The organism is Pseudomonas sp. TE3786, from assembly GCF_054057335.1.
The window spans coordinates 21,850-45,118 of record NZ_JBSRZF010000001.1 but is presented as its reverse complement, the minus strand read 5'-3'; the positions used below and the strand labels follow the sequence as shown (position 1 = coordinate 45,118).

Sequence of the window (23,269 nt, the reverse complement as noted above, 5' to 3'; positions counted from 1 at the left end):
CTTTTTTTGTCGAAAACAAGGCGTTGTCTAAACCCGAGGCGGCGGTCAAACGTTGCCGTAAACCATGTTCTTGATCATGGTGAAGCCTTTGATCAAGTCCTTGATGCCGTCATCCAGTGACATGCTGGTTTTATAGCCGGTCGCCTCCAGCTTGGCGTTCGAGACCACGTAGTTGCGTTGATCCTGGTCCTTGCCGACCGGAGCCTCGAGAAACACGAAATCCGGAATCTGCGCCTGAATGTGTTCGCACAGCTCGCGCTTGGAAATGTTCGCGTCCGACAGGCCGACGTTGTAGATCTGCCCGGTCATGGCCGAGAAGTTTTCCAGGCCATGCAGAAACACCCGCGCCACATCGCGCACGTGGATGTAGTTGCGCTTGAACGAGCTTTCGAACAGCACCACAAAACGGTCGTGTACCGCGCGATAGGTGAAGTCGTTGACCAACAGATCCGTGCGCATCCGTGGCGACATGCCAAACACCGTCGCCAAGCGGAAACTGATGGCGTTCTCGCGCTCCATCAGCAGTTTTTCCACTTCGACCTTTTCCTTGGCGTACTGGGAAATCGGCCGCAGCGGCGACTCCTCGCTGCAGAAGTTGTCCGCATCACCGGTGCCATAGGCGCTATTGGTGGTGGGCATCAGCACCACCTGCTCGGGCGACAGCAGGCGCAGCATCATGGCAATCGCATCGTGGTTGATGCTCGACGCGCCAACCGGGTCGGCGTTGCACATCGGCGCGCCCACCAGGGCTGCCAGCGGAATCACCACGTCGGCCTTGCTCAGCAGCGGCTTGATCACGCTTTCCAGGCGAATATCGCCTTTCACCACGTTGAAATTCGGCGCATGGCAGACATGGTTGAGGCTCGCCTGCTTGAACAGAAAGTTATCCAGCACCGTGACCTTATGCCCGGCCTCCAGCAATGCTGGCACCAGCGTCGACCCCAGATACCCTGCCCCACCGGTCACAAGAATGTTGTGGCTCATCGTCTGCTTCCTTTTTATGTACATGCATAAAAACGCCTGAGCTCAGGCCGCTCAGGCGTGCGATTCAGTACCTGTCAGCACCAGGGATGCCCGGTGGTAATCCTGTGGAATTCCGATATCGATAAAAGCCCCGTGCGCCGCAAAGCCCGATAACCCAGCGCCATCCGCCAGAAGCGTCGGTAACAGCTCGTCCTCAAGGGACACCGCCTGGCCGGTGGTAAACGGCAAGCGGGCCAGACTGCTGCGCCGCACCCAATACACGCCGCCATTGGCCAGGCAACCCGGCAACCCGCGCTGGGAGGCCAGCGAGAGAATCCGCTGGGTTTCGTCCAGCTCCAGGCCCATATAACGGTTCGCCTCTCCCGCGCGAAACAGCGACAGGGTCCAGTCCGCATCGGCTTGCCGGGCAAAGTCATCCAGCGCAGCGAGCGGCACGGCAAAGAAGGTGTCGCCATTGAGCAGCAGAAAAGCCTGCTCATCCCCTAACTGCGACGCCGCCAGCAGCAAGCCGCCGCCGGTGCCCAGGCGCTCATATTCAATTGCATACGCCAGGCTCGCGCCGCGATAGGTACTGCCGAAATGTTCGGTAATCACCTGGCTCTGGTAGCCCACCGAGAGAACGAAGCGACTGATGCCCTGCTCGATCCAGTAATCCATCAGCCATTCCAGAAAAGGCCGGCCATTGATCGGTGCCATGGGCTTGGGCACATCGGAAACGACACTGCGCAAACGCGTGCCCAAGCCCCCTGCAAGAATCACTGCGGTAGTGACCGTCATTGCTTACACACGGTTGAGGAAGCGGCAGAGCTCATCGATTTCCTCATCCCGCAGGTCTGGAAAATTGCCGATGTAAAAGCCGTAGAAATGTACGTGCTCGGTCTCTGGAAACTCGAGGTGGTAGTCCGCCGGCACGATGCCCTTGAGGTACGGCTGGCGCAGCTGGTTGCCGCCGCCGGCGCTGCCGCGGCGGAACTCGATACCGCCTTCCTTCATATGCGCCATAAGCCGTTGCACCAGCACCTCATCCGGCTCGCGCAGGATCAGATTGAAGGCATAGTTACTCGAGCCTTCCAGCTTGAAGTCGGTACGAAATTTCAGCGGGTCGATGCCATTGAGAAAGCGGCGCAGGTTCTGGGTGCGGCGCTCGACGTTGGCGGACAGGCGTTTCAGTTGCGTGCGCCCGAGGATGCCGCCGATTTCGGTATTGCGGGTATTGAACGCCGGGAAGGCGAAGATGAAATCCGGATTGAGCTGCGGATTGGCTTGCTGATACTCGGCGCGAAACTCCGGATCATTCGCCTCGCGCACCATGCCGTGGGAGCGCAGCATGCGCGCCTGCTGGTAAACCAGCGGGTCGTTGGTGCAAATCATCCCGCCCTCGATGGTGCTCATATGGTGGGCGTAGTAGTAGGAGAAGTTGGAGATCCACCCGAGGCTGCCCAGACGTCGGCCGTTATGTTCAGCGCCATGGGACTCACAAACGTCCTCAATCAATGGAATACCGCGGCGTTCCAGCTCTTGCAGCACCCCATCATCAATACCGTCAAAGCCTTGCACATGGGTCAGGAATACGGCGCGGGTGCGCTCGTTGAGCTTGCCGAGGATGCCCGCGGGTGACATCGCCAGCGTGTGCGGATCGATATCGGCAAACACCGGGGTAAAGCCGTTCTGCAATACGCTGGCGATATCCGATACCCAGGTCAGCGGCGGCACCAGCACTTCGCCGCCCTCCGGGTGACGAAGCTTGAGCAAGGCCATGGTCAGCAGATTCGCCGAGGCCCCGGAATTGACGAATACGCTGTACTTGACCCCCAGCCATTGCGACCACTCTTGCTCAAAGAGTTTGACGTTTTCACCGTGGGTAAGCTTGGGATCGTCCTGGCGCAGGTGCTCGATTACGGCATCCAGGTCTTCGCGCAGGATGTTGTTACGCATCAGGGGATATTTCATCGTCAACGGCTGCTCCGTGGTCAAAGTGGCTGCGTGATCAGAGTGCTTGCTTGAAATCGCGGATTTTCCGCATGACCGCCTGAGCGCCGATCCCCACCTGCTCGTGCAGGGTTTGCCGGTCGCCCAGTTCGAATCGATAGTGCGGTGCCACACCTATATTCAGGAACGGCTTGCCCGGCACTCGCCGGGACAGCAGGTTGAACAACAGGGAATCCAGGCCGCCGGCACCCTGGAAGCCTTCTTCCAGCGAGACGATCCCCCGGGCACCCTGAAGGCAGGTCACCAGGGCCTCTTCGTCGAAGCGGCTGAGATCGAACAGATCCACCACCCTCACGTCTATACCCTCCCCAGCCAGTTCATCAGCCACCTTGAGCGCCGTGTGGGTCATATAGCCGGTCGACACCAGGCACAGTTCCCGGCCTTCACCATGGGCCTGAAAACCGCGGCGGAAATCCGGCCGCTGTTGCTCGTAGAGCACCGGCAGAACCTGGGCATCCAGGCGCAGGTATTTGATTCCGGGACGGGTTAGGCAGGCACTGGCCAGCAGGCTGGAGGTGATCTGATCCGCCGGCGAAAACAGCTGCATATTGGGCATGCTGCGCATCAGCGTGATGTCTTCGTAACACTGATGGGTTGGCCCGGAGACCACATAGCTGTAACCAGCGCCAACCCCGATCAAGGTGACGTTGAGTGGCCGCACGGTAGACAGCAACGCCAGGTTGACGCGGATCTGCTCGAAACAGCGCATGGTGATAAAGGGCGCAATGGCGTAGGCAAACACCTTGAAGCCTTCCAGCGCCAGACCCGCCGAGACGTTGATCAGGTTCTGCTCGGCGATGCCGACATTGACGAAGCGCTGCGGGTAACGCTCGCGAATATGGTCGAGCACCGGTGAGCCAAAATCGGCAGTGACGAAAAACACATCGTCACTCTCCATCGCCTCAAGAATCGAGGTCAGCAAGGTGTCGCGCATGGCACGTGGTTTTAACGGCGGTTGCATACCCGTCATGCTCGGTCCCCCAACAACTGTTCCATCAGCTCCGGCGCAATCGGGGTAACGTGCGACAGCGGCGCGTTTTCCAGCCCTGGCACCCGGTGGCCCTTGCGGGTGTTGACGATAATGGCTTGGGGTTTTTCCTCGGTGCTGGCCCGGCTGGCGTTCAGCGCCGTGGCAATCGCCTGGGGTGAATGCCCTTCTGTCACCACCTGCGCCTGCCAGCCGAAGGCGTTGAACTTGGCTTGCAGATCACGATGGGAAATGATCTCGTCGGTGGCACCGAGCATGCTGATCTGGTTGTTGTCGACCAGCACGGTAAGGTTGTCCAGGCGGTGCTGCGCGGCAAACATAAAGGCCTCCCAGTTCGAGCCTTCGTGCAGCTCACCATCACCGGTAAGCACATGCACCCGTTGCTCCTGCCCCCGGCGCTTCAGGGCCAAAGCCATACCGGCCGCCACCCCGACGCCGTGGCCGAGTGAGCCGTTGATGGTTTCGTAGCCGGGGATCACCGGGTCCGGAATACCGCCGAGAAAGCTGCCTGCCATGCACACCCGCTCCAGCTCGGCCGCCGGGAAGTAGCCCAGGTCGGCGAGGATCGGATACATGCACAGCGAACCGTGGCCCTTGCTGATGATGCAGCGGTCTCGTCCCGGCCAGAGCGGCTCGTCCGGCTTCTGGCGGAGGAAGCCGCCGTAGTACAGGGTGACGAATATCTCGATGGGCGAAAGCGAAGACGCCACCCGGGTCTCGGGAGATCGCTGGTGGATTTTCAGGGTTTCGCGCCAGACCCAGCGCGCTTTTTCCTCCAACTGCGCGGCAAACGCCGTCTCGATCTTATGCATGGCCGCTCTCCAGAAAAGATCCATAGGTTTGGCGGATGCCGGTGTCCAGCGCGATGCCCGGTTGCCAGCCGAGCGCCTGGATGCGTGAGCTGTCGAGCAGCTTGCGCAAGGTGCCGTCGGGGCGCTCGGTGTCCCAACTGATATCGCCCTGATAACCGACGATTTGCGCGATCAACTGGGCCAGCTCACTGATCGGCAGGTCGTGGCCGCTACCGATATTGATCGGCAGTTCGACGCCGGCAAGATCGGTCTGCAACAGCAGATGGCAGGCGGCCGCCAGATCATCGGCATGGAGAAACTCGCGCCGTGGCCGACCGCTGCCCCACAGCGTGGTGACCGGGTCTGCGGCTTTTAGCGCGCGGTGAAAGCGGTTGAGCAAGGCCGACAGCACATGCCCGGATTGTGGATCGAAGTTGTCGTTGGGCCCGTAGACGCTGTTGGGGATAACCGGAATAAAGCGCTGCTCGCCGTACTGTTGGTTGTACGCCAGGCACATCTGCAGGCCGGCCAGCTTCGCCATCGCATAGGCCATGCTGGTCACTTCCGGTTTGCCGCTGAGCAGCGCCGTTTCGGCCATGGGCTGCGGACACTCGCGGGGGTACATGCAGGACGAAGCGAAGAACAGCAGACGCTTTACACCGTTATGGTGGGCGCTGTGGATAACGTTGGTCTGGATCTGCAAGTTGCGGGTGATGAAATCCGCCGGGTAGGTGAGGTTCTCGACTATCCCGCCCACCTTGCCCGCGGCAAGAATCACCACCTCCGGACGTTGCTCGGCAAAAAACGCCGCAACGGCCGCATTGTCGGTGAGTTCCAGCTCCTCGTGGCTGCGCACAATCAACTGGGTGAAGCCAGCGGCGGTGAAGTGCCGGACAAATGCCGAGCCGATCATTCCACGGTGCCCGGCGATAAAGATGCGTGTGTGCTTAGCAAGAGACAGCGACATGCTCAAAATCCATTGGGCTGGTAAAGAACCACACGGCTCCCGGAGTTCTCAAAGCGGAACGGCACATGGACCAGGTCGCGCAAGCACTCCTGAACCTGGCGCTGCAATTCAGGCTTGACGAAAAACAGCATGAATCCGCCGCCCCCCGCGCCAAGCAATTTGCCGCCCATCGCCCCTGCCGAGCGGGCGGTGTCATAGATAAGGTCGAGGTCTTTGTTGCTGACCCGATTGGAGAGGCTCTTTTTCAGGCACCAGCTTTCATGCAGCAGGGTGCCGAAGTCGTCCAGCGATCCGGTGGACTGCAGCACCGACATGGCTTCATCCGCCATTTGCATCATCTGCGTCAGTTCGCTGTGGCGGGCGGAGATGTTCTGGATCTGGCTCTGTGCAATTTCCGAGGCGATGCGCGAAAAGCCGGTAAAGAACAGCATCAAATGGTCCTGCAGGTACTGCAGGCGGGCCTCCGGCAGGATGATCGGTGCCACGTCGAAGTTGCCGTTGCGATGAAAGTCGATACGGTTGAAACCACCGTAGGCTGCAGCCACCTGGTCCTGGGAACCTACGCTTTCCTTGATCAGATTCTGCTCGACATGAATGGCCATCTTGGCCAATGAGTCGTGGCAAACCTGCTCACCGTTAAGCGCTTTCAAGGCATGTAAAAGCCCGACGGTAAACGAAGAGCTGGAACCCAGCCCGGAGCGCGCCGGCAAATCGCCGTCGTGGTGAATCTCCAGCCCGCGGTCACAGCACATATAGCGCAGCACCTCACGCACCGCGGGGTGTTGAATCTCGCTCGGCTCCATCACGTTCTCGATGCTGGAGTAAACGATCCGGTACTTGTGATCAAAGAACGGCGGCAGATGGCGACAGTTGATATAGCAGTACTTGTCGATCGAGGTGGAAATCACCACGCCCCCCTCGTTGCGGTACCAGCCGGGGTAGTCAGTGCCTCCGCCAAAAAAGGAGATGCGATAGGGTGTGCGAGTCAATATCACGGTCAATCCCCCAGCAATTTGCGTTTGAGCTTGATGCGCGTCATCGCTTCAATGTTCTGACGCTGCACAAGGCCGAACTTCTCCTGGACGAGATCCAAATACAGCGGATTCGTGAAGTACTGCTGCCAGGCTTCATCGCGAAATTTCAACACCTGAGCGGCTGACAGATACTTCGTTGGCAGTGGCTCGCACTCGTACGACAAAAACGCGAAACCTTCGTAGCTGGACGGCAATTTCCAGCCGTTTTCCCGCGCCGATCGGTGCATGGGGCTGCCGGGCAAGGCCTGGCAGGGGTACATATTGGTCATTTCACAATTCAGCTCGATGGCTAAATTGAGGGTTTCCTGCATGGTGTCGAGGGTGTCATCGGGAAATCCGAAAATGAAATTGCTGATGACATTGATGCCCGTGTCACGGATGCCATTGCACACATCGCGGATGTTCACCTCTTTAAATGACCCTTTGGATACTTCCTGACGAACCATCTGGTTGCCGGCCTCGACCCCCAGCGCCAGCCAGTTCACCCCGGCTTTTTTGAATGTCTCCAAGGCATCGCGGCGAACGGTATCGACCCGCGAGTAGGTCCACATATTGAAATTGAATTCGCGCTCGATGACCTGATCGAGAATCGGCTGATAGAACTTGCGATTAAGGAAGAACATCTCATCGCTGATGCGCAGGGTATGCACACCCAAGCGGGCCAGCTTTTCCATTTCGCGCATCACCCACGCCGGGCTCCAGAAGCGCATGCCGCGAAAGCTCGAAGCATCGACGTCGTCGGCGTTATCGGTGCGGTTAAGGATATTGATCATGCAAAAGTTGCAACCGAAGTTGCAGCCCAGCGAGGTGTAGATCGCCGCAAACGGCGTGCGGTTGTTGTGATCGAAACCGGCATGCCAGAAGTGCGCGCGGTACAGATCCAGCGGGCGCTCGTTATAAGGCAGCAGATCCCAGGCATAGCCCGGCATATCGATGTCCATCCGCTCCTGGGGCACCAACCGCTCGGGCGGGTTGAGCATCGGCATGCAGAAGTTGGCCGGGCCGATCTGCTTGTAACCTATGCCCTTGATGGTGCAGAGGTCATCGCCCAGATTGCTTCTAAGCAGATTGTGCAGCGCGTAGACGCCCTCGTTGAGCAACACGATATCGACGCAGGGGTGCGCCAGCACCTCGCGCGGCAGCGCACTGACGTGCGAGCCGACAAAGCAGATCTTGAAGAGCGGGGACTGTTCCTTGAGCGCAGTCGCCAGCTCAAGCGCCCCGATCATGCTGGTGGTGCCGGAATTGGGGTTCTGCCCGTAGATCACAAAGACCACCAGGCGCGCCTGATAGGCCTCTATGCGCAGCACTGACTGCTCCAGGCTCAGCCGCTGCGCATCGCAATCGAGAATCGCCGCGCTAAAACCCAGGCTGCGGCATGACTCCGCTAAAAGCAGCGACCAGGTGGGCGGTTCTATTGCTGAGTACACATCAGCCAGCCCTTGATAGGCTTTGGCTGACGAATCTGGCGTGACGAATAAAACGTCCATAAGCACTGCAATTCCCTCTACATTCAGCCTATTCCAACCTACAGCCCACCATCTGCAGTCGGTTCCAGCTCAAGAGCAGATCAAGTCTGCCCTTAGGGCTACTTTGGCTTGGCGTCCATTTGCCAGTCCAAGAAATCAAGGAACGGTACTACCGGCCGATCAGCGGGTGCCTCATCTCGCCATTGACACATCGACACTAGCTGCACTTATCCAACACCGCCATTTTTGGAAATAAAAAATAGTGGCCCTTCATCCGTTTCGTTTGGTCGTTGGCCCTGCCATCGGCTTACTCCCTCGCTGTCACGCGGCTTGCCAGCCCCGCCATATGGCCTGAAGATGAGCCCCAGCCGACGTTACTGGCCCGGAGTGCCAATGAATTCATCTGCTCTGCCCCATGGTCTGCCCCTTTCCGCCACCGCTGCGAGCGCCATCGCCAGCCTGCTCAGCATCGCCGGGGGCTGGGTCCATAACCGCGCCTGGGCCTGGTATCGGGTCAACGACCAATTGCACCTGAGCGGGCAAGGCGACCCGCAGCAGAGTTGGCCCGCCACCCTGCGCCCGGAGCAGCTCGACACTTTCTGCCAAACCCACCAGCTGCAGCGCTGGGCCACCGGCAGTGGCGAAAACGTCCTGGGTTGGCTGCTGGCCCCGGCGGTGGCCAGCGACGACGAACAGAACAAACTGGCCTTGAGCGGCCTGGCCCAGCAGCTCGGCCAGCACCTGCAGACCATCACCCTGGCCCGCGCTCAATTGACCCAGCGCGTGTTGTACGAAATCACCTACCTGGCCACCTCCACCCGCGAGCGCTCCGAGTTCCTGATGGGCGTGCACCAGCAGTTGGCCAACTTGATCGACGCGGAAAACTTCTACCTGGCGCTGTACGACTGCGACACCCGCAAGATCACCTACCCCTACTACGTCGATATCATCGACACCGAGGCGCTGGAAGCCGAGACCTACGAGTACCTCGACCCCGAGCACCTGTCCCTCACTGGCATGGTGCTTACCAGCGGCCAGCCTTTGCTGATCGATGCCGTCGGCATTTTTTCCGCCGAAGCCCAGGGGCGGTTTTTCTGCGTGGGGCACAAACCCGAGTTCTGGATGGGCGCGCCGCTGAAGAACGCCTCCGACGAAGTCTTCGGCATGCTGGCGATGCAGGTGTATGAAAAGTCCCGGATATACAGCTCCGAAGACCAGGCCCTGTTTCTGGTGGTGGTGCGCCACGTGGCCATGGCCCTGGACCGCATCCTGCACCGCGCCGACCTGGAAGAAACCGTGTCGCGGCGCACCCTGCAGCTGTCGGAACTGAACCACACCCTGCGCCAGGAAGTAGCCGACCGCGAGCGCGCCGAACACCTGCAAAGTGCGCTGTTCCAGATCACCGAGCTGTCCAGCCAGCCTGGGGAAATGGTCGACCTGTTTCGCGGCCTGCACAGCATCGTTGGCGAGCTGCTGTTCGCCCTCAACTTCTATATCGCCCAATTCGACCGGCGGACCGATGAAGTGAGCTTCCCCTACTTCGTCGACGAACAGCGCAGCGACCCGCCACACTCGCGCCGCGGCCGCCGTGGCCTGACCGAATATGTGATTCGCCAGCGCCGCCCGTGCCTGATCGACTACGACGAAGCCTCACGGCTGATGGACAGTGGCGAGATCGAGCGCAGCAAAGAGCCGGTGCGCTCACAGTCCTGGCTGGGCATTCCGTTGTTCGCCGACAACGACGTGCGCGGTGTACTGGTGGTGCAAAGCTACGAACCCACAGTGCGCTATACCCTGCGCGACCAGGACCTGCTGACCTTCGTCTCGCGGCATATCGACACCGCCTTCTCGCGCCGCAACGCCGCTGAAGCGGTGCAGGCCGCCAACCTGCAACTGGAAGAACGGGTACAGAGCCGCACCCGCGAGCTGGACTACGCCAACGCCAAACTGCAACACGAAAACACCCACGACGCCCTCACCGGCCTGCCCAACCGCGCTCACCTGCAACACCGCCTCAACCTGGCCTGGAATGAATTCCATGAGCACGGCAAACAACTGGTGGTGATGTTTATCGACCTCGACCGCTTCAAGCTGATCAACGACAGCCTGGGCCACCACTTCGGCGACCTGCTGCTCACCGAAGCCGCCGCCCGCCTGCGCGCCTGCCTGCGCGGCAGTGACCTGCTGGCGCGTCTGGGCGGTGACGAATTCGCCGTGCTCGCCCCCGGTGCACCGCTGGAAGTGGCCATCGGCATTGCCGAACGCATCCTCACCGAATTCGATGTGCCCTTCGCCATCGACGGCCACACCCTGTTTTCCTCCTGCAGCATTGGCATCGTCAGCGCCGACCAACAGTTCCACCAGGAACCCGCCGACCTGCTGCGCGACGCCGACACTGCCATGTACCGGGTAAAAAACGCCGGCCGTGACAGCTTTGCCGTGTTCAACCAGGAACTGCGCCGCGAAGTCTCCGACCAGATGGAGCGCGAAGGTGCCCTGCGCAACGCGCTGAAACGCAGCGACGAACTGGTGCCCTACTTCCAACCGATCGTAAACGTATGCACCGGGGAACTGGTGTCACTGGAAGCCCTGATTCGCTGGCATCAACCAGACGGCAGCGTGCTCGCCCCCGGCTATTTCCTACCCGCTCTGGAAGGCCTGCGCCTGATCGGCCGCCTCGACCTGTACATGCTCAACTGCGTAGCGGAAATCCTCGCCCAGCCCGAACACGCCAACTGGCCACCGGTACACGTCAACTGCTCCAGCTACAGCATCACCCGCCCGGAGTTTGCCGAAGAAGTACTGGCCCTACTGGCCCGCCACAACATCGCCCCGGCACGCATCTGCCTGGAACTTACCGAAGGTGCCCTGGTGGCCGAACCTGCCCAGGCGCAACTGACCATGCAGCAACTCTCCGACCAGGGCATGAGCGTGGTACTCGACGACTTCGGCTCGGGTTTTTCCTCCCTCAGCTACGTCCATCAGTACCAATTCAGCGGCTTGAAAATCGACAAATCCTTTATCTTCGAACTCACCACCAGCGCCCGCAGCCGCGCCATCGTCCGCGCCATCGTGCGTATGGCGGAGTCTCTGGGATTGTCGGTAGTGGCCGAAGGCGTCGAAGACCAAGCCACCCTGCAGCTGCTGCGCGAGATCGGTGCCGGCCAAGCGCAAGGCTACTTCTTCGCCAAACCCCTGGCCCTTGAGCAGCTCACACAAAACCCGCTTATGCAGCCCAACGGCACCGCCCACAGCGACACCCACTAAATAGCTAAGCGCTTGATCGTGCGTGAAAAAAGGAAGGAATTTAAGCTTGACAGCCAAGCCCGAGCCAAGAATAATGCGCGCCACTTGGCTACATAGCTCAGTTGGTTAGAGCATAGCATTCATAATGCTGGGGTCCGGGGTTCAAGTCCCTGTGTAGCCACCAAACAAAACAAAGGCTTACCTTCGGGTAGGCCTTTGTTGTTTGTGGGGTAGCGATTCAGCAGAGACTACGTCGGCAAGCTCAGCGCCTTGCGCCCTCACTCGATTCGCTTTGAAGCTGCGTCATACGCCTCGCTTCTTTCACGCTTACCTACCGCGATAACCGTAACGATCAGCACACGGTCCACCACCTCGTACACGAGGCGATATCCCGCCGCACGTAGCTTGATCTTGTAGCAATCCGGCATCCCCCTGAGTTTGTCAGCCCCGAGGGTTATCAAGACGCTCTTTCAGCTTCTTGGCAAACTGCAACTGAATAGTGCTATCCAGCCGTTTCCACTCTTTCAACGCTCGGGCGTTGAACTCCAGCGCGTACTTACTCTTTACCGGCTCCGTCGGCTTCTGCGATGAGCATCATCGATGCCTACTCGGACAGTGGGTTCGCCGCGCCGCTCGCGGACAAGTTCAGCCAGTCGCAGATCATCAATCAATTCCAGCATGGCCGCATACCGTGCCGGCGGAACCGCGTAGAAAGCCGGTTCGTTTCGGTTGAGGATAACAACGGTTTCGCCGCCGCCTTCGCGGATGGTGCCCATGGGGTCTTTTTTCAGGTCTGTCACCGACGCTGCAACGTTGGCCAGCACTGCATATGTCATTGCCATATCCACCTGTTCTCGCTATTTGCGTATCTATTGGCTGCCTGAGCTATCTGTAATGGCCGGCCTCTGGAACTAATTCCGCTTAGCTCATCCAGGCTGTCTGCATTGGCCTAGCTACCTATGGTTAAGGACTTTTCTTGATGAGGCTAACTGTGCGAACACGGGGCTAAGCTTGCGCAGCGTAACATCCATAAAAACACCAAGAAAAGCACTCTAATCAGCACTCTTTTAATTATCTGAAGGGGATAGGAAAACGGCCAAGACATTGCCCGCGCCTGACCTGGCCTCACTACCTGTTTGCCTCGGATGAGGCTCCGACGAGCATGTAGCAGCAATAGAAAATGGGAGCAGCTGTATCGCGTCCGCCCCCCTATTTCCTCAATCGCCGATCAACCCCATACCCAGCGATCCCTCCGATAACAATCGGCAGCAATGCATAGATAGGTATGAAGACGATGCCCACCGCCGCCTGCGCATCCCCAGCCAGATCAAGCGAGTAGTGCGCCCAGGCCAAATAGCCGAAGCCCAGCAGCGCGGGCGCTAAGAGGGCTGCCGGGCGGCGGTAAGCAAGGCTGATGGCCAGGATGCTGCCCCAGGCTATGGCGTTGAATGCCTGCAGCAATAGCCAGCCACGAATATCGGCGTTGGTGTATTGAGCCAGCCATTCCATTCCGCCTGGCAGCCGCGCCAAGTAGGGAACCAGCATTGCAACGAGGACGACGGCAATTCGTGCGTTGAGCATGGCCTCCCCCCTCTCTGCGTGTTCAAACGAAACCTTGGGCCGATGTGCGCGGATGATGGCAGAAATGGATTTACTGGCGAAGTACAGGGCTGGGGTAGGAGATAGGTTTTACTAAGTCTTAGGTGACGACAGCACCCTGGCTGGGCAGAATCTGCTGCATCCCGCCAGCAAAAAAGACGCGGGATAGAACCCTGTAGGTCGACGTGGCGAATTCGCCGCTTAACGCGCAAAAAGGATTTCGCCGTGCTCCTCCGCCCTGTGCAGGTAGCCCTCCTGCTAACCCTCTGCCTCACCCAAGTCGGCCTTGCCGCCAACACGCCCTGCTCGGGTGCCAAAGGCGGCATCGCCCGCTGCGATGGCGAGTTGTTTGTGTGTCGGGACGGCTCCATCAGCGGGTCGAAGAAGAACTGCGCGGCGAGCTATGGCGGCAGTCAGGCACCATTAAAGACCATCGATGGCAGCGGCGGTGGTGACTGCCCCTGTGGCGGCGGCACGCTGTGTGTCGGGCCGCGGGGTGGGGAGTTCTGTATGACGCCGTCCGGCAACAAGAGTTATCGACGCAAGTAGTCGTTCGGCTATTGGGGGCCGAACCGTAGAATGGCCAGCAACACCCGCGCCCCGATAGGCCGGTCGAAATTTTGAAAGCGCCGAGAAGCGCAGAGGACACGAGATGAGAGACGACTTCGACGATATCCGCGCGGAACGCGACCGCCCTGTCCGCGCCACCAACGGCAGCGCGAATCCGCATGCCGGCCTGTGGAAGCAGATCGCGCTGGGCATTGTGGTGGGATATGTGGTGTTGGGGGTGTTGAGTGTGATTGGTTGGGCGGTCACGTCCCATCTGCTGTTGAGCGGGCTGAAACTTGGCACGCCTTAACAGCGCCCCGAAATTGGGAAATCAGTGGCACTAAAAGCATCGCGGCTAACCAGAGCGCCGGACCGGCCGCTCCTACCGTTTTTGCGGTCTCGTAGGATGGAGCGGCCATCCGGTTGAACCGCGTTTTTCTCAGGGCCTACGCCCGCCATCGCTGTCGATAAACCGCGCAATCTCTTCCAATGCCGGTGCCTTGTAACGCAGCGGTCGGGACAAGGTGCCCACCAGGGTGATGTGGCTGACGTTATCGTAGTAATGCTCGCTCACCGACACGCCCAGTTCCCGCAGGCGCTTGGCCAGCCCGCCGGTATTGCGTTGCGGGTTGACGAGTTGGTCTTCGGTGGCGGCCATCAGCAATGCCGGAGGTGCGTTGGCGCTGACCTGGTTGATCGGTTGTGAGTCCGGCGGGCTGTTGGGGAAGAAGAATACCGGGCGCACGTCGGGGTTTTCGATGGGCAGGAAATCGTAGGGGCCGGCCAGGCCGATCCAGCCTCGAATGGCGCTGGCGTCGAGGTGAACCTCGGCCAGGAGACGCGGATCAAGGGCGAGCATGGCGGCGTTATAGGCACCGGCGCTATGGCCCATCAGAAACAGCTGTTCGGGATCGCCGCCGTAGTTGCTGATGTGTTGGCGTACCCAGGCGAAGGCTTGCGCGCCGTCTTTGAGAAACTCGGGGTAGCGCACCTGTGGATAAAGTCGGTAGTCGGCGATCACCGTTACGTAGCCTTGGCTGGCTAAGGCTTCGCCAACAAAGCGGTAGTCGTTGCGCTCGCCGCTGTTCCAGCTGCCACCGTAGAAGAACAGCACCACGGGCGTGGGGCCGGCTTTTTTGACGGTGGGGGTGTAGATGTCGAGTTGTTGCCGGGGGTCGCTGCCGTAGGCGATGGCGCTGGTTTTGCTGTAGCTGTCGGTGGGGCTGACGGCGTTGAGCAAACCGACCGGTGAGCAGGCGCTGAACAGCGTGCTGAGGGCGAGAAAAACCGGGGTAAGCAGTCGGCGCATGGGGAATCCTTGGATGGATACAGCTGCAGGCCCGATGCAAAAACGCCGCTACAGAAGGGGTCTGTAGCGGCGTCGTTCAGCTTATGACGACAGGTACGACGAGCGTGTCAGCCCCAAGCGCAGTGCGTCGAGGAACTGGGTGCGTTCCCGTGGGCTGATCTTGGCGCTGGCGACTTTGTCGCGGTAGTGGGTCATCAACTCCTCCGGCGACAGGTGCACGTAACGCAGCATGTCTTCGATGGTGTCGTGGGTTTCGATGCCGGCGTGGTAGGCGGTGCCGTCCGGGTTCTGGTAGATGTTCACCGAGTCGGTGTCACCGAACAGGTTGTGCATGTCGCCGAGAATTTCCTGGTAGGCACCGACCAGGAAGATGCCCAGCAGGTAGTCTTCGCCTTCACGTACTTCGTGCACGGGCAGGCTGGTTTCGATGCTCTGCTCGTCGACGTATTGCTTGATCTTGCCGTCGGAGTCGCAGGTCAGATCCTGCAGCACGGCGCGACGCAGCGGTTCTTCGCCCAGACGATGCAGCGGCAGAATCGGCAGCACCTGGCCGATGGCCCAGGTGTCCGGCAGGCTCTGGAACACCGAGAAGTTGCAGATGTATTTGTCGGCGAGCTTGTCGTTGAGTTCGTCCAGCACCTGGCGGTGCGAGCGCTGGCGGGCTTTCAGCGAGTTGTGCAGACGGCGGCAGACGGCGAAGTAGCACTGCTCGGCCAGCGCCTTCTGAGTCAGGGTGATTTTGCCGTCGGCGTACTGGCTGGCCACGTCGCTCATGTAGTGGGTGGCGCGCCAGTAGGTTTCGGTGACCATTTCCAGGTCGGTCGGGCCCAGCAGGTCGACCAGCCATTGCACGGTTTCCGGCAAGGTTTCCTTGTCGTCGATTTTCGGCACGTCGTCGTTGTGTTTTTCCACGTCTGTCACTTGCACCACCAGCATGGCGTGGTGGGCGGTGAGGGAGCGGCCACTTTCCGAGAAGATATGCGGATGCGGCAGTTCCTGGGCATCGCAGAATTCTTTGAGCATGCCGACGACTACGCCAGCGTAGTCATCCATGTCGTAGTTGATCGAGCTGGCGTTGCGCGAGTGGGTGCCGTCGTAGTCCACGCCCAGGCCGCCGCCGACATCGATGTGGTCGACCGGCAGGCCGAGGCCGCGCAGTTCGCCGTAGTACCGAATGGCTTCTTTGAAGCCGTGTTGGTAGTCGGCCAGGTTGGCGATCTGCGAGCCCATGTGGAAGTGCAGCAGGCGAATGCCCTGGTCGAGTTTGGCGGCGCGGAAGCGCTCGACCACCGACAGTAGCTGCGCGGCAGACAAACCGAATTTGGATTTCTCGCCACCGGTATCGGCCCATTTGCTCGAGGCCAGGGACGACAGGCGCACGCGCAGGCCAACCTGCGGGGCAACCTTGAGGTCAGCGGCTTCTTCGATCACCAGCTGCACTTCGGATTCTTTTTCGATGACGATGAATACGTTGTGGCCAAGCTTCTGCCCCATCAGCGCCAGGCGAATGAATTCGCGGTCTTTGTAGCCGTTGCAGACGATGGTGCCGCCTTTCGGGGCCAGCGCCAGCACGGCCAGCAGCTCGGGTTTGGAGCCGGCTTCAAGGCCGATGGAGACGTTCTGGGTGGCGATGATGTTTTCCACCACCGCTTCCTGTTGGTTGACCTTGATCGGGTACAGCGCGGTGTATTGGCTCTGGTATTCGAGGCGCGCGATATTGGCGTCGAAGGCACCCGTCAGCTGGCGTACACGGTCTTGCAGAATATCCGGGAAGCGCACCAGCAAGGGCAGCGACAGACCGCTCTGGCGCAGTTCTTCAACCTGCTCGAAGAGGTCGATGGGCGCGCTGTTGGGGCCGCTGGGGCGCACTTCGACACGGCCTGCTTCGCTGATGGCGAAATAACCGGCACCCCAATGGCGAATGCCATAAACGCTGCGGCTGTCCGCGACTGTCCATTGGCTGCCGTCATCTTTACGTGTGCGTCGTACGGACATTCAGGTTCCCTTCTATCAAGAATTCAAAAGCGTCGGGCAGCCCCGACTCGTGCAAGGTAAGCAGTGGACATGACGATTACTGAGGTGTTCAGACGCGTCGCTGGTTAACCGGGCAAAGCAGAAGTTTAGGAGGCAACGGTTCAGCCGCCAGATTTCTTCGCTTTGAAGCCCTGTTTGAGCAATTCATCGAGCAGCAGCTGCACATGGTCGCCCTGGATTTCGATGACACCGTCTTTCAACGAACCGCCGCAACCGCAACGCCGTTTGAGCAGGCTGGCCAACTCTTTCAACGGTTCTTCAGCCAGGGGAATGCCGGTGATGGTGGTTACCGTCTTGCCGCCACGACCTTTGGTTTCCCGGCGTACACGGGCGATGCCATCCCCTTCGGGAATGGCGGTCTGTTTGCAGATGCAGGCGTCCACAGGTTTGCTGCAATCCGGGCAATGCCGGCCTGCATCGGTGGAAAACACCAAACCGCCAAGGGCGGAAAAGGACGAAGCTTTCTTGACCACCGGGTTGTCCTCGGTCAGGAAGGTCCAGCGCAGCGTTATTAAGTTGATGGACCTGAAAGCGACTAGCTGACAAAGGTGTCAGCCGCGAAGCCCCACTCTGGCAGGGGCAGCGCACCTGGGCCGGGAGGCTCAGGCTGGAAAGGCGGCGCAGTGTACCGATAAATCCGGCTGTTGCTAATAGCCAATTTGCGCCATTAAACGCCGAATTCGCGACCTGCCTGGCCACTGCGCAAATAGCGCTTGAAGGCTTCGAGGGAATCGGGGCAGAACGGCTGGTTTAGCGCGGCGGCCAACACGGCCTCGATAGGCATGAAACGCGCCTCTAAAACCTCTTCGGGCTGCAGGCGCAAGGGCCCATCGGAGACTGCGGAAAATACGGCACACCACAGGCGATTGTCGGGCTCATCGAAGAGAAAACGCATATGTTCGCGCAAGGGTACGCCGCTGATGCCGAGTTCTTCTTCCAGCTCGCGGGTCGCCGACTCCAAGTAGCCTTCGCCCTGCTTGACCATCCCGCCAGCGGCCACATCCCAGTAGCCCGGGTAGATGGCCTTGCTCAGGGTGCGGCGATGCACGCATAACTCACCGGCACTGTTGAACAGCAGAATCACCGTGCCACGGCCGATCAGCCCGCGCTCGCGCAATTCGGCGCGCGGCAGGCCGCCAAGCTCGTTGTCAGCCTCATCCACCCAGGCAATCTGTTCGGCATCGGAGGCCGCGCGGTGGGCGGCCTCCTGGGGGGACACAGCAACCATCAACCCTGGCTCAACAGCTGGCGCAAGTCGATGATCGCGGCGTTGGCGCGGGAAATGTAGTTGGCCATCACCAGCGAGTGGTTGGCGAGAATGCCGTAGCCGCTGCCATTGAGCACCATCGGGCTCCACAGCGGCTCCTGGCAGGCTTCCAGCTCACGAATGATCTGCCGCACGCTGACGGTGGCGTTCTTTTTCGCCAGCACGTCGGCGAAGTCCACTTCGATGGCCCGCAGAATGTGCGACAGTGCCCAGGCTTGGCCACGGGCTTCGTAGAACACGTTGTCGATCTGCATCCACGGCGTTTCGTAGACTTCTTCGCGCACGGCCGGCACATCGCCTGCGGTCACGCTTTGCTGGGGCTCCTTGGTGGCGCTGTTCAGACGCACTTGGCCAACGCTGGCCGACAGACGCTGAGACAACGAACCCAAGCGGGTGGCGGTATCGCCCAGCCAGTTATTCAGGTTGTCGGCGCGGGTATAGAACTGCGCGCTCGGTTGGTTCGGGTCGGCGAGACGGGCCAGGTAGCGGTCGAGGGATTTGATGCCTTCGCGGTATTCGGCTTCGGAAGCCGGTAGGGCCCAGCTTTTATTGTCGAAGTTGAAGCGCGGTTCGGCCTTGGCCAGATCCGGGTCTTCGGTGGATTGGGTTTGCGAGCGGGCGAAGTCTTTGCGCAAGGCGCGGGAAAGATCGCGAACCTGCACCAGCACGCCGTATTCGAAGCTGGGCATGTTATCCAGCCACAGGCCGGGAGGTGCGAGGTCGTTGGAGAGGTAGCCGCCGGGTTTGTCCAACAGGGTGGACACTACTTTCTTCAGGGTTTCTACTGTGGTGTAACCGCTGACCAGTTGGCGGTTGGCTTGTTGGGCGGCCTGCTGTGCATTTTGTTGCACTTGAAACAGACCCGGTTCCTGGCTCCACCACCAGCCGATCAAGCCGGCAGCGATCAAATAAAGTGCCAGCAAAGTACCCAGTGCGCGGCTTACCCACAGGCCACCGAAGTAGCTACGAGCGCCATCTACCGAGTTACCGACGCCATCGCGCACAGAGCTCGCGCGGTTCTTCCAATTCAACATGGCCTTGTCCTTTCAATCGAAGTCAGCAGTTCGACCACAGCCTGGCTAGAGGGTGCCGCCTGCGTGGCACTATAAGGGAAGCGCTTGCGGATGCGCAGCGCGACGACGCAAACTTACCGCTGGTTAAGTAACAGCCTCGACACCTGTCAGAATTTTCCACCGCCCGTCAAAAAAATGCTGTTTCATTGGCGTCAAATGATCGACGGTACTAGCGTACAAAATAGGCATTGGTAGCATAGCGCCACCATTCGAGCCGCCTGAGCGGCAACCGCGCACTAAAGAAGACGTCCGGCCATGTCCGAGCAAGAAGACCTCAGCAGCGATCGCCTCAAACACCACTTTGCCCAGCGTGTAATTCACCAGGCGCGGCAAGTGCTGGAAGTATGGCAACGGCTGCAGGAACGGGAATGGAACGATGCCGAACTGGCTGAGGCCAACCTGCGTCTGCTGCGCTACGCCGAACGCTTCGGCCAGGACGAACACGCGCAACTGGCGCGCAGCATCGGTCAGTGCCTGCAAGCCAGCGAGGCCAACAAGGGGCGCCTGAACAGCGCGCTGATCACCGAACTCAACCAGTTGATGCAACGCCTGTCGCGCACCGGTCTGCGCCATGGCGATCAATACGAACAAACCTTTCTGCCGCCGTTGCGCAAGCCGGTGTACCTGGGCCTGCAGGACCGCGAGCGCGCCGAGCGCCTGGCGCAGCAGTTGGAATTCTTTGGCTTGAGCGCGCAATCCTTCGCCAATGCCAATGCCTTCCGCGCCGCCATGCGTGAGCGCCACCCGGCAGCCATCGTCATGGAAGTGGATTTCGCAGGAGCGGGCCAAGGCCTGGAGCTGGCCAACGAAGTGCAGCAGGACCTTGAGCAGAAACTGCCCCTGCTGTTCTACAGCGAAGAAGAAACCGACACCCCTACCCGCCTGGCCGCTGTACGCGCCGGGGGGCAGGAGTTTTTCACCGGCAGCCTGGATGCCTCGACCCTGCTCGAGCGTATCGAAGTGCTCACCCATGTCAGCCAGTACGAGCCCTTCCGCGTGCTGGTGATCGACGACTCCCGCGCCCAAGCCACGCACACCGAGCGGGTATTGAACAGCGCCGGGATCATCACCCACACGCTCACCGACCCGATCAAGGCCATGAGTGCACTGGCCGAATTCCAGCCCGATCTGATCATTCTCGATATGTATATGCCAGAGTGCAGCGGCACCGAGCTGGCCCAGGTGATTCGCCACAACGACCGCTACGTAAGCGTACCGATCATTTACCTGTCGGCCGAAGACGATCTGGATAAGCAGCTGGATGCCATGAGCGAAGGCGGCGACGACTTCCTCACCAAGCCGATCAAGCCGCGCCACCTGATCGCCACGGTGCGCAACCGTGCCGAGCGGGCGCGCAACCTGAAATCGCGCATGGTCCGCGACAGCCTCACCGGCCTGTACAACCACACCCATATCCTGCAGTTGCTTGACGACACCCGCACCCGCGCCCGTCGTGATAATCAGCCAGTCACCTTCGCCATGCTCGATATCGACCACTTCAAGAAAGTGAACGACGTGTATGGCCACCCCATGGGCGACCGGGTGATCAAGAGCCTGGCGCTGTTTCTCAAGCAGCGCCTGCGCAAAACCGACCATATCGGCCGTTATGGTGGCGAAGAGTTCGCCGTGGTCTTGCCCAACACCGACGCGGCCACCGCTGCCAAGGTGCTGGACGGTATCCGTCAACGGTTTGCCGAGATCCACTTCCCCGCCACGCCCCAGGACCTGACCTGCACGTTCAGCTGCGGCATCGCCCAATTGCAGGGCGACGTCGACAGCAATGCTCTGTCGAAACAGGCCGACCAGGCCCTGTACGTGGCCAAACACGGCGGCCGCAATCGCGTGGAAACCTTTCAGGGCTAAGCTCGCCGCCCCCTCAGAAAAGCGTGACGACCGTCACGCTGTCATCAGCCTGCAATGAAAAAGCAATAAATTCAGGACTTTAAAGCCAGTCATGGCGTTTTGACGCCATGTGTTCCCGGTCGAGTCCTGTCTATGCGCCTGAAGCACCTTACAAACCTCAATACCGCCTTGCTCGTTGCCGTCTGCCTGGCCCTGGGCGTGACCCTCTGGTGGTCGCAGCGCGCTCTGGAAACCCCTTACAAGCTGATGGAGCAGTACCTCAGCCTGTCGCAACGGTTCCAGGCTGAGGTGGCCAACAGTATTCAGGACTACCTGGGCAGCGGCGACGCCCTTCGCCACAGCGCTGCCAGCCAGGCCATCGACGGCCTGCAGCAAGCCCTGGACGAGCTGCCAGCGGAGCTGGCCGGCGACCTGCGACCAAGCCTCAACGACCTGCAAAATTTCACCGCCAGCGAATTGCTCGCGGCCGGTAAATTGGCCGGCGACCCACAGGGGCTGCTGCTGCAAGCTGAGCGGGAAATCTCCGGCTCTCTGGAACAACTGAGCAGCTATGCGGACAGCGCCACTGGCAGCGACAGCGCCGCCTACCGCGCCCCGCTGTTCAATGCGGCCGTACACCTCACCCGCCTTGGCCATGCCCGCGGCAAGCTGGTGAGCAGTGCTCGGGATGAATTGGCCGGCGATGTGGAACGTGAGATCACTATCCTCAACCAGCAAGCCGACGCCCTGCAGACCTTGCCGCTGCTGGGCGTAGCCGATGCCAGCAACTCCGGCTCGGATGATTTTGCCTCGATGATGGGCATCGCCACCGACAGCAGCGCCAGCCAGGCCGAAGACCGCGGCATCGCCCTCAAGCGCGAGCTGGGCAGCCTGCTCAAACGCTACCCCAGCGAATTGAGCCGTACCCGCGACCTGATCCAGAACCGCGCCGCTCTGGCGAGCAAAACCCGCGAAAAACTCAACGCCACCCAGCACGCCCTCGACGAACTGGCCCCGACGGTTCGCGCCGAGTACGGCCGCATTCAGTTGCAAGTGCGTGTACTGCAAGGTGCCATGATCGGTCTGATTCTGCTGATCGCGTTGGTCATCGACCGCATCCAGCGCCGCCTGAGCACCGTTCTCAGTCGCCTGGCACCGTCACTCTCGGCCTGGGCCCAGGGAAACTTTGCCAGCGATATCCAACTGGACTCGAAAACCCGCGAACTGCGCGATATCGAAGAGTCCCTCAACCGTCTGCGCGCATACCTGGTGGACCTGGTGGGCACCATTCGCCAACACGCCGAACAGGTTGCCGGCAGTAGCCGCGCTCTGGCCGAACTGAGCAACGGTCTGCACAGCGGTGCCGAGCGGCAGGCCGGAGATACCGAACAGATTCGCGACGCCCTGGGCGATCTGGAATCCACCATCCAGCAAGTGGCCGGCGATGCCAGCCAGGCCTTTGATGCCAGCCGCGAAGCCGGCCGCGCCCTGGAGCAAGGGCAGACGGTAATTGGCCAGAGTCTGAATGGCATGCACACCCTGGTCAGCGAAGTACAAGGCAACGCCCAGGCCATCGAACGCCTGGCCGCCGAGACCGCCACCATCGGCGGTGTACTGACGGTGATTCGCTCCATCGCCGAACAAACCAATCTGTTGGCCCTGAACGCCGCCATCGAAGCTGCCCGCGCCGGGGAAAGTGGTCGCGGTTTTGCCGTGGTGGCCGAAGAGGTTCGCACCCTGGCGCAACGAACGGCGGGTGCCACCGGCGAGATCCAGCAATTGATTGGTCGCCTGCAACAGGCCGCCGGACAATCTCTGGAAGCCATGCGCGCCCAGGTTGGTCATGCCGAAGCGACAGCCAGCCAGGCCCAGGCGGCCGATGGCGCGCTGGATGAAATTGTCAGCGCGATCCGCACCATCGCCAGCATGGCCGAGCGGATTGCCGATGCCACGGCGCAGCAGAGCGGCGCGGTGAGTGAGATTCGTGGGCACAGTGAGCGCATCCATCAATTGGGGGGCGACAACCTGGAGCGCATTGGTCATGGGCGTAATCAGGGCGAACAGTTGCAGGCCCTCGGCGGGCAGTTGCATACGGCTGTGCAGGCATTTCGCGTTTGATCGGGACATC

The 23,269-nt window shown here is 60.4% G+C and carries 19 protein-coding genes, 1 tRNA gene and 2 pseudogenes; 6 read left to right on the top strand and 16 right to left on the bottom strand.

Annotation, left to right across the window (positions count from 1 at the left end; translation table 11 throughout):
- Positions 1 to 45: 45 nt before the first annotated feature.
- From ACVW0Y_RS00205 to ACVW0Y_RS00170, 8 genes are read right to left on the bottom strand one after another with little or no spacing between them, the layout of a single operon-like run.
- Positions 46 to 984 carry an NAD-dependent epimerase/dehydratase family protein gene (locus tag ACVW0Y_RS00205; RefSeq protein WP_457435249.1) on the bottom strand — a complete coding sequence of 313 codons (939 nt, stop codon included), beginning with the start codon at positions 982 to 984 and terminating at the stop codon, positions 46 to 48.
- Positions 985 to 1,035: 51 nt separating this feature from the next.
- Complete coding sequence (locus ACVW0Y_RS00200) at positions 1,036 to 1,761, bottom strand: sugar phosphate nucleotidyltransferase (RefSeq protein ID WP_457435248.1); 726 nt, start codon at positions 1,759 to 1,761, stop codon at positions 1,036 to 1,038.
- A 3-nt stretch (positions 1,762 to 1,764) separates the two neighbouring features.
- Positions 1,765 to 2,934 carry a DegT/DnrJ/EryC1/StrS family aminotransferase gene (locus ACVW0Y_RS00195; RefSeq protein WP_457435246.1) on the bottom strand — a complete coding sequence of 390 codons (1,170 nt, stop codon included), beginning with the start codon at positions 2,932 to 2,934 and terminating at the stop codon, positions 1,765 to 1,767.
- 37 nt (positions 2,935 to 2,971) lie between these two features.
- Positions 2,972 to 3,934, bottom strand: coding sequence for a transketolase family protein (locus ACVW0Y_RS00190; RefSeq protein ID WP_457435244.1), 963 nt, complete (start codon positions 3,932 to 3,934; stop codon positions 2,972 to 2,974).
- A 5-nt stretch (positions 3,935 to 3,939) separates the two neighbouring features.
- Positions 3,940 to 4,773, bottom strand: a complete 834-nt coding sequence (locus ACVW0Y_RS00185; RefSeq protein WP_457435242.1) for a transketolase — start codon at positions 4,771 to 4,773, stop codon at positions 3,940 to 3,942.
- Positions 4,766 to 5,719, bottom strand: a complete 954-nt coding sequence (locus ACVW0Y_RS00180) for a GDP-L-fucose synthase family protein (RefSeq protein WP_457435240.1) — start codon at positions 5,717 to 5,719, stop codon at positions 4,766 to 4,768. The genes ACVW0Y_RS00185 and ACVW0Y_RS00180 overlap by 8 nt, the downstream gene beginning before the upstream one ends.
- A gap of 2 nt (positions 5,720 to 5,721) precedes the next feature.
- A complete protein-coding gene (locus ACVW0Y_RS00175) occupies positions 5,722 to 6,714 on the bottom strand; it encodes a GHMP family kinase ATP-binding protein (protein WP_457435239.1) in 993 nt (330 codons plus the stop codon).
- 2 nt (positions 6,715 to 6,716) lie between these two features.
- Positions 6,717 to 8,243, bottom strand: coding sequence for a B12-binding domain-containing radical SAM protein (locus tag ACVW0Y_RS00170; protein ID WP_457435237.1), 1,527 nt, complete (start codon positions 8,241 to 8,243; stop codon positions 6,717 to 6,719).
- Positions 8,244 to 8,615: 372 nt separating this feature from the next.
- On the opposite strand from ACVW0Y_RS00170, the gene ACVW0Y_RS00165 reads away from it, so the two are divergent.
- A complete protein-coding gene (locus ACVW0Y_RS00165; protein ID WP_457435235.1) occupies positions 8,616 to 11,489 on the top strand; it encodes a sensor domain-containing phosphodiesterase in 2,874 nt (957 codons plus the stop codon).
- Positions 11,490 to 11,575: 86 nt separating this feature from the next.
- Positions 11,576 to 11,652 (top strand) — tRNA-Met (locus ACVW0Y_RS00160).
- Between the two features lie 94 nt (positions 11,653 to 11,746).
- On the opposite strand, the pseudogene ACVW0Y_RS00155 reads toward ACVW0Y_RS00160, so the two are convergent.
- From ACVW0Y_RS00155 to ACVW0Y_RS00145, 3 genes and pseudogenes are all read right to left on the bottom strand, one after another.
- A pseudogene (locus tag ACVW0Y_RS00155) lies at positions 11,747 to 12,017 on the bottom strand (type II toxin-antitoxin system RelE family toxin).
- A gap of 14 nt (positions 12,018 to 12,031) precedes the next feature.
- Entirely contained in the window at positions 12,032 to 12,304 is a 273-nt protein-coding gene (locus ACVW0Y_RS00150) for a type II toxin-antitoxin system Phd/YefM family antitoxin (RefSeq protein WP_457435233.1), read from the bottom strand.
- 373 nt (positions 12,305 to 12,677) lie between these two features.
- Entirely contained in the window at positions 12,678 to 13,049 is a 372-nt protein-coding gene (locus ACVW0Y_RS00145; protein ID WP_457435232.1) for a hypothetical protein, read from the bottom strand.
- Positions 13,050 to 13,292: 243 nt separating this feature from the next.
- On the opposite strand from ACVW0Y_RS00145, the gene ACVW0Y_RS00140 reads away from it, so the two are divergent.
- Both ACVW0Y_RS00140 and ACVW0Y_RS00135 read left to right on the top strand, forming a co-directional pair.
- A complete protein-coding gene (locus tag ACVW0Y_RS00140) occupies positions 13,293 to 13,616 on the top strand; it encodes a YdcA family protein (protein WP_457435230.1) in 324 nt (107 codons plus the stop codon).
- 103 nt (positions 13,617 to 13,719) lie between these two features.
- Complete coding sequence (locus tag ACVW0Y_RS00135; RefSeq protein ID WP_457435228.1) at positions 13,720 to 13,926, top strand: hypothetical protein; 207 nt, start codon at positions 13,720 to 13,722, stop codon at positions 13,924 to 13,926.
- A 129-nt stretch (positions 13,927 to 14,055) separates the two neighbouring features.
- Here the strand turns inward: ACVW0Y_RS00135 and ACVW0Y_RS00130 are convergent, their stop codons facing one another.
- The 5 genes from ACVW0Y_RS00130 to ACVW0Y_RS00110 form a co-directional block, all read right to left on the bottom strand.
- Complete coding sequence (locus ACVW0Y_RS00130) at positions 14,056 to 14,925, bottom strand: alpha/beta hydrolase (RefSeq protein WP_457435226.1); 870 nt, start codon at positions 14,923 to 14,925, stop codon at positions 14,056 to 14,058.
- A gap of 81 nt (positions 14,926 to 15,006) precedes the next feature.
- Positions 15,007 to 16,920, bottom strand: coding sequence for an arginine decarboxylase (gene speA, locus ACVW0Y_RS00125; RefSeq protein WP_457435224.1), 1,914 nt, complete (start codon positions 16,918 to 16,920; stop codon positions 15,007 to 15,009).
- 140 nt (positions 16,921 to 17,060) lie between these two features.
- Positions 17,061 to 17,432: a translation initiation factor Sui1 gene (locus ACVW0Y_RS00120; RefSeq protein ID WP_457435222.1), complete on the bottom strand. Its 372-nt coding sequence runs from the start codon at positions 17,430 to 17,432 to the stop codon at positions 17,061 to 17,063.
- Positions 17,433 to 17,626: 194 nt separating this feature from the next.
- Complete coding sequence (locus ACVW0Y_RS00115; protein ID WP_457435221.1) at positions 17,627 to 18,187, bottom strand: NUDIX hydrolase; 561 nt, start codon at positions 18,185 to 18,187, stop codon at positions 17,627 to 17,629.
- Positions 18,187 to 19,260, bottom strand: coding sequence for a DUF2333 family protein (locus tag ACVW0Y_RS00110; protein WP_457435219.1), 1,074 nt, complete (start codon positions 19,258 to 19,260; stop codon positions 18,187 to 18,189). The genes ACVW0Y_RS00115 and ACVW0Y_RS00110 overlap by 1 nt, the downstream gene beginning before the upstream one ends.
- A 294-nt stretch (positions 19,261 to 19,554) precedes the next feature.
- On the opposite strand from ACVW0Y_RS00110, the gene ACVW0Y_RS00105 reads away from it, so the two are divergent.
- The gene (locus tag ACVW0Y_RS00105) at positions 19,555 to 21,162 is read left to right on the top strand and encodes a diguanylate cyclase (protein ID WP_457435217.1); all 1,608 of its coding nucleotides are present in this window, start codon (positions 19,555 to 19,557) and stop codon (positions 21,160 to 21,162) included.
- A gap of 1,581 nt (positions 21,163 to 22,743) precedes the next feature.
- Positions 22,744 to 23,259 (top strand): annotated as a pseudogene (locus ACVW0Y_RS00100) (methyl-accepting chemotaxis protein); the annotation flags it as partial.
- Positions 23,260 to 23,269: the final 10 nt, after the last annotated feature.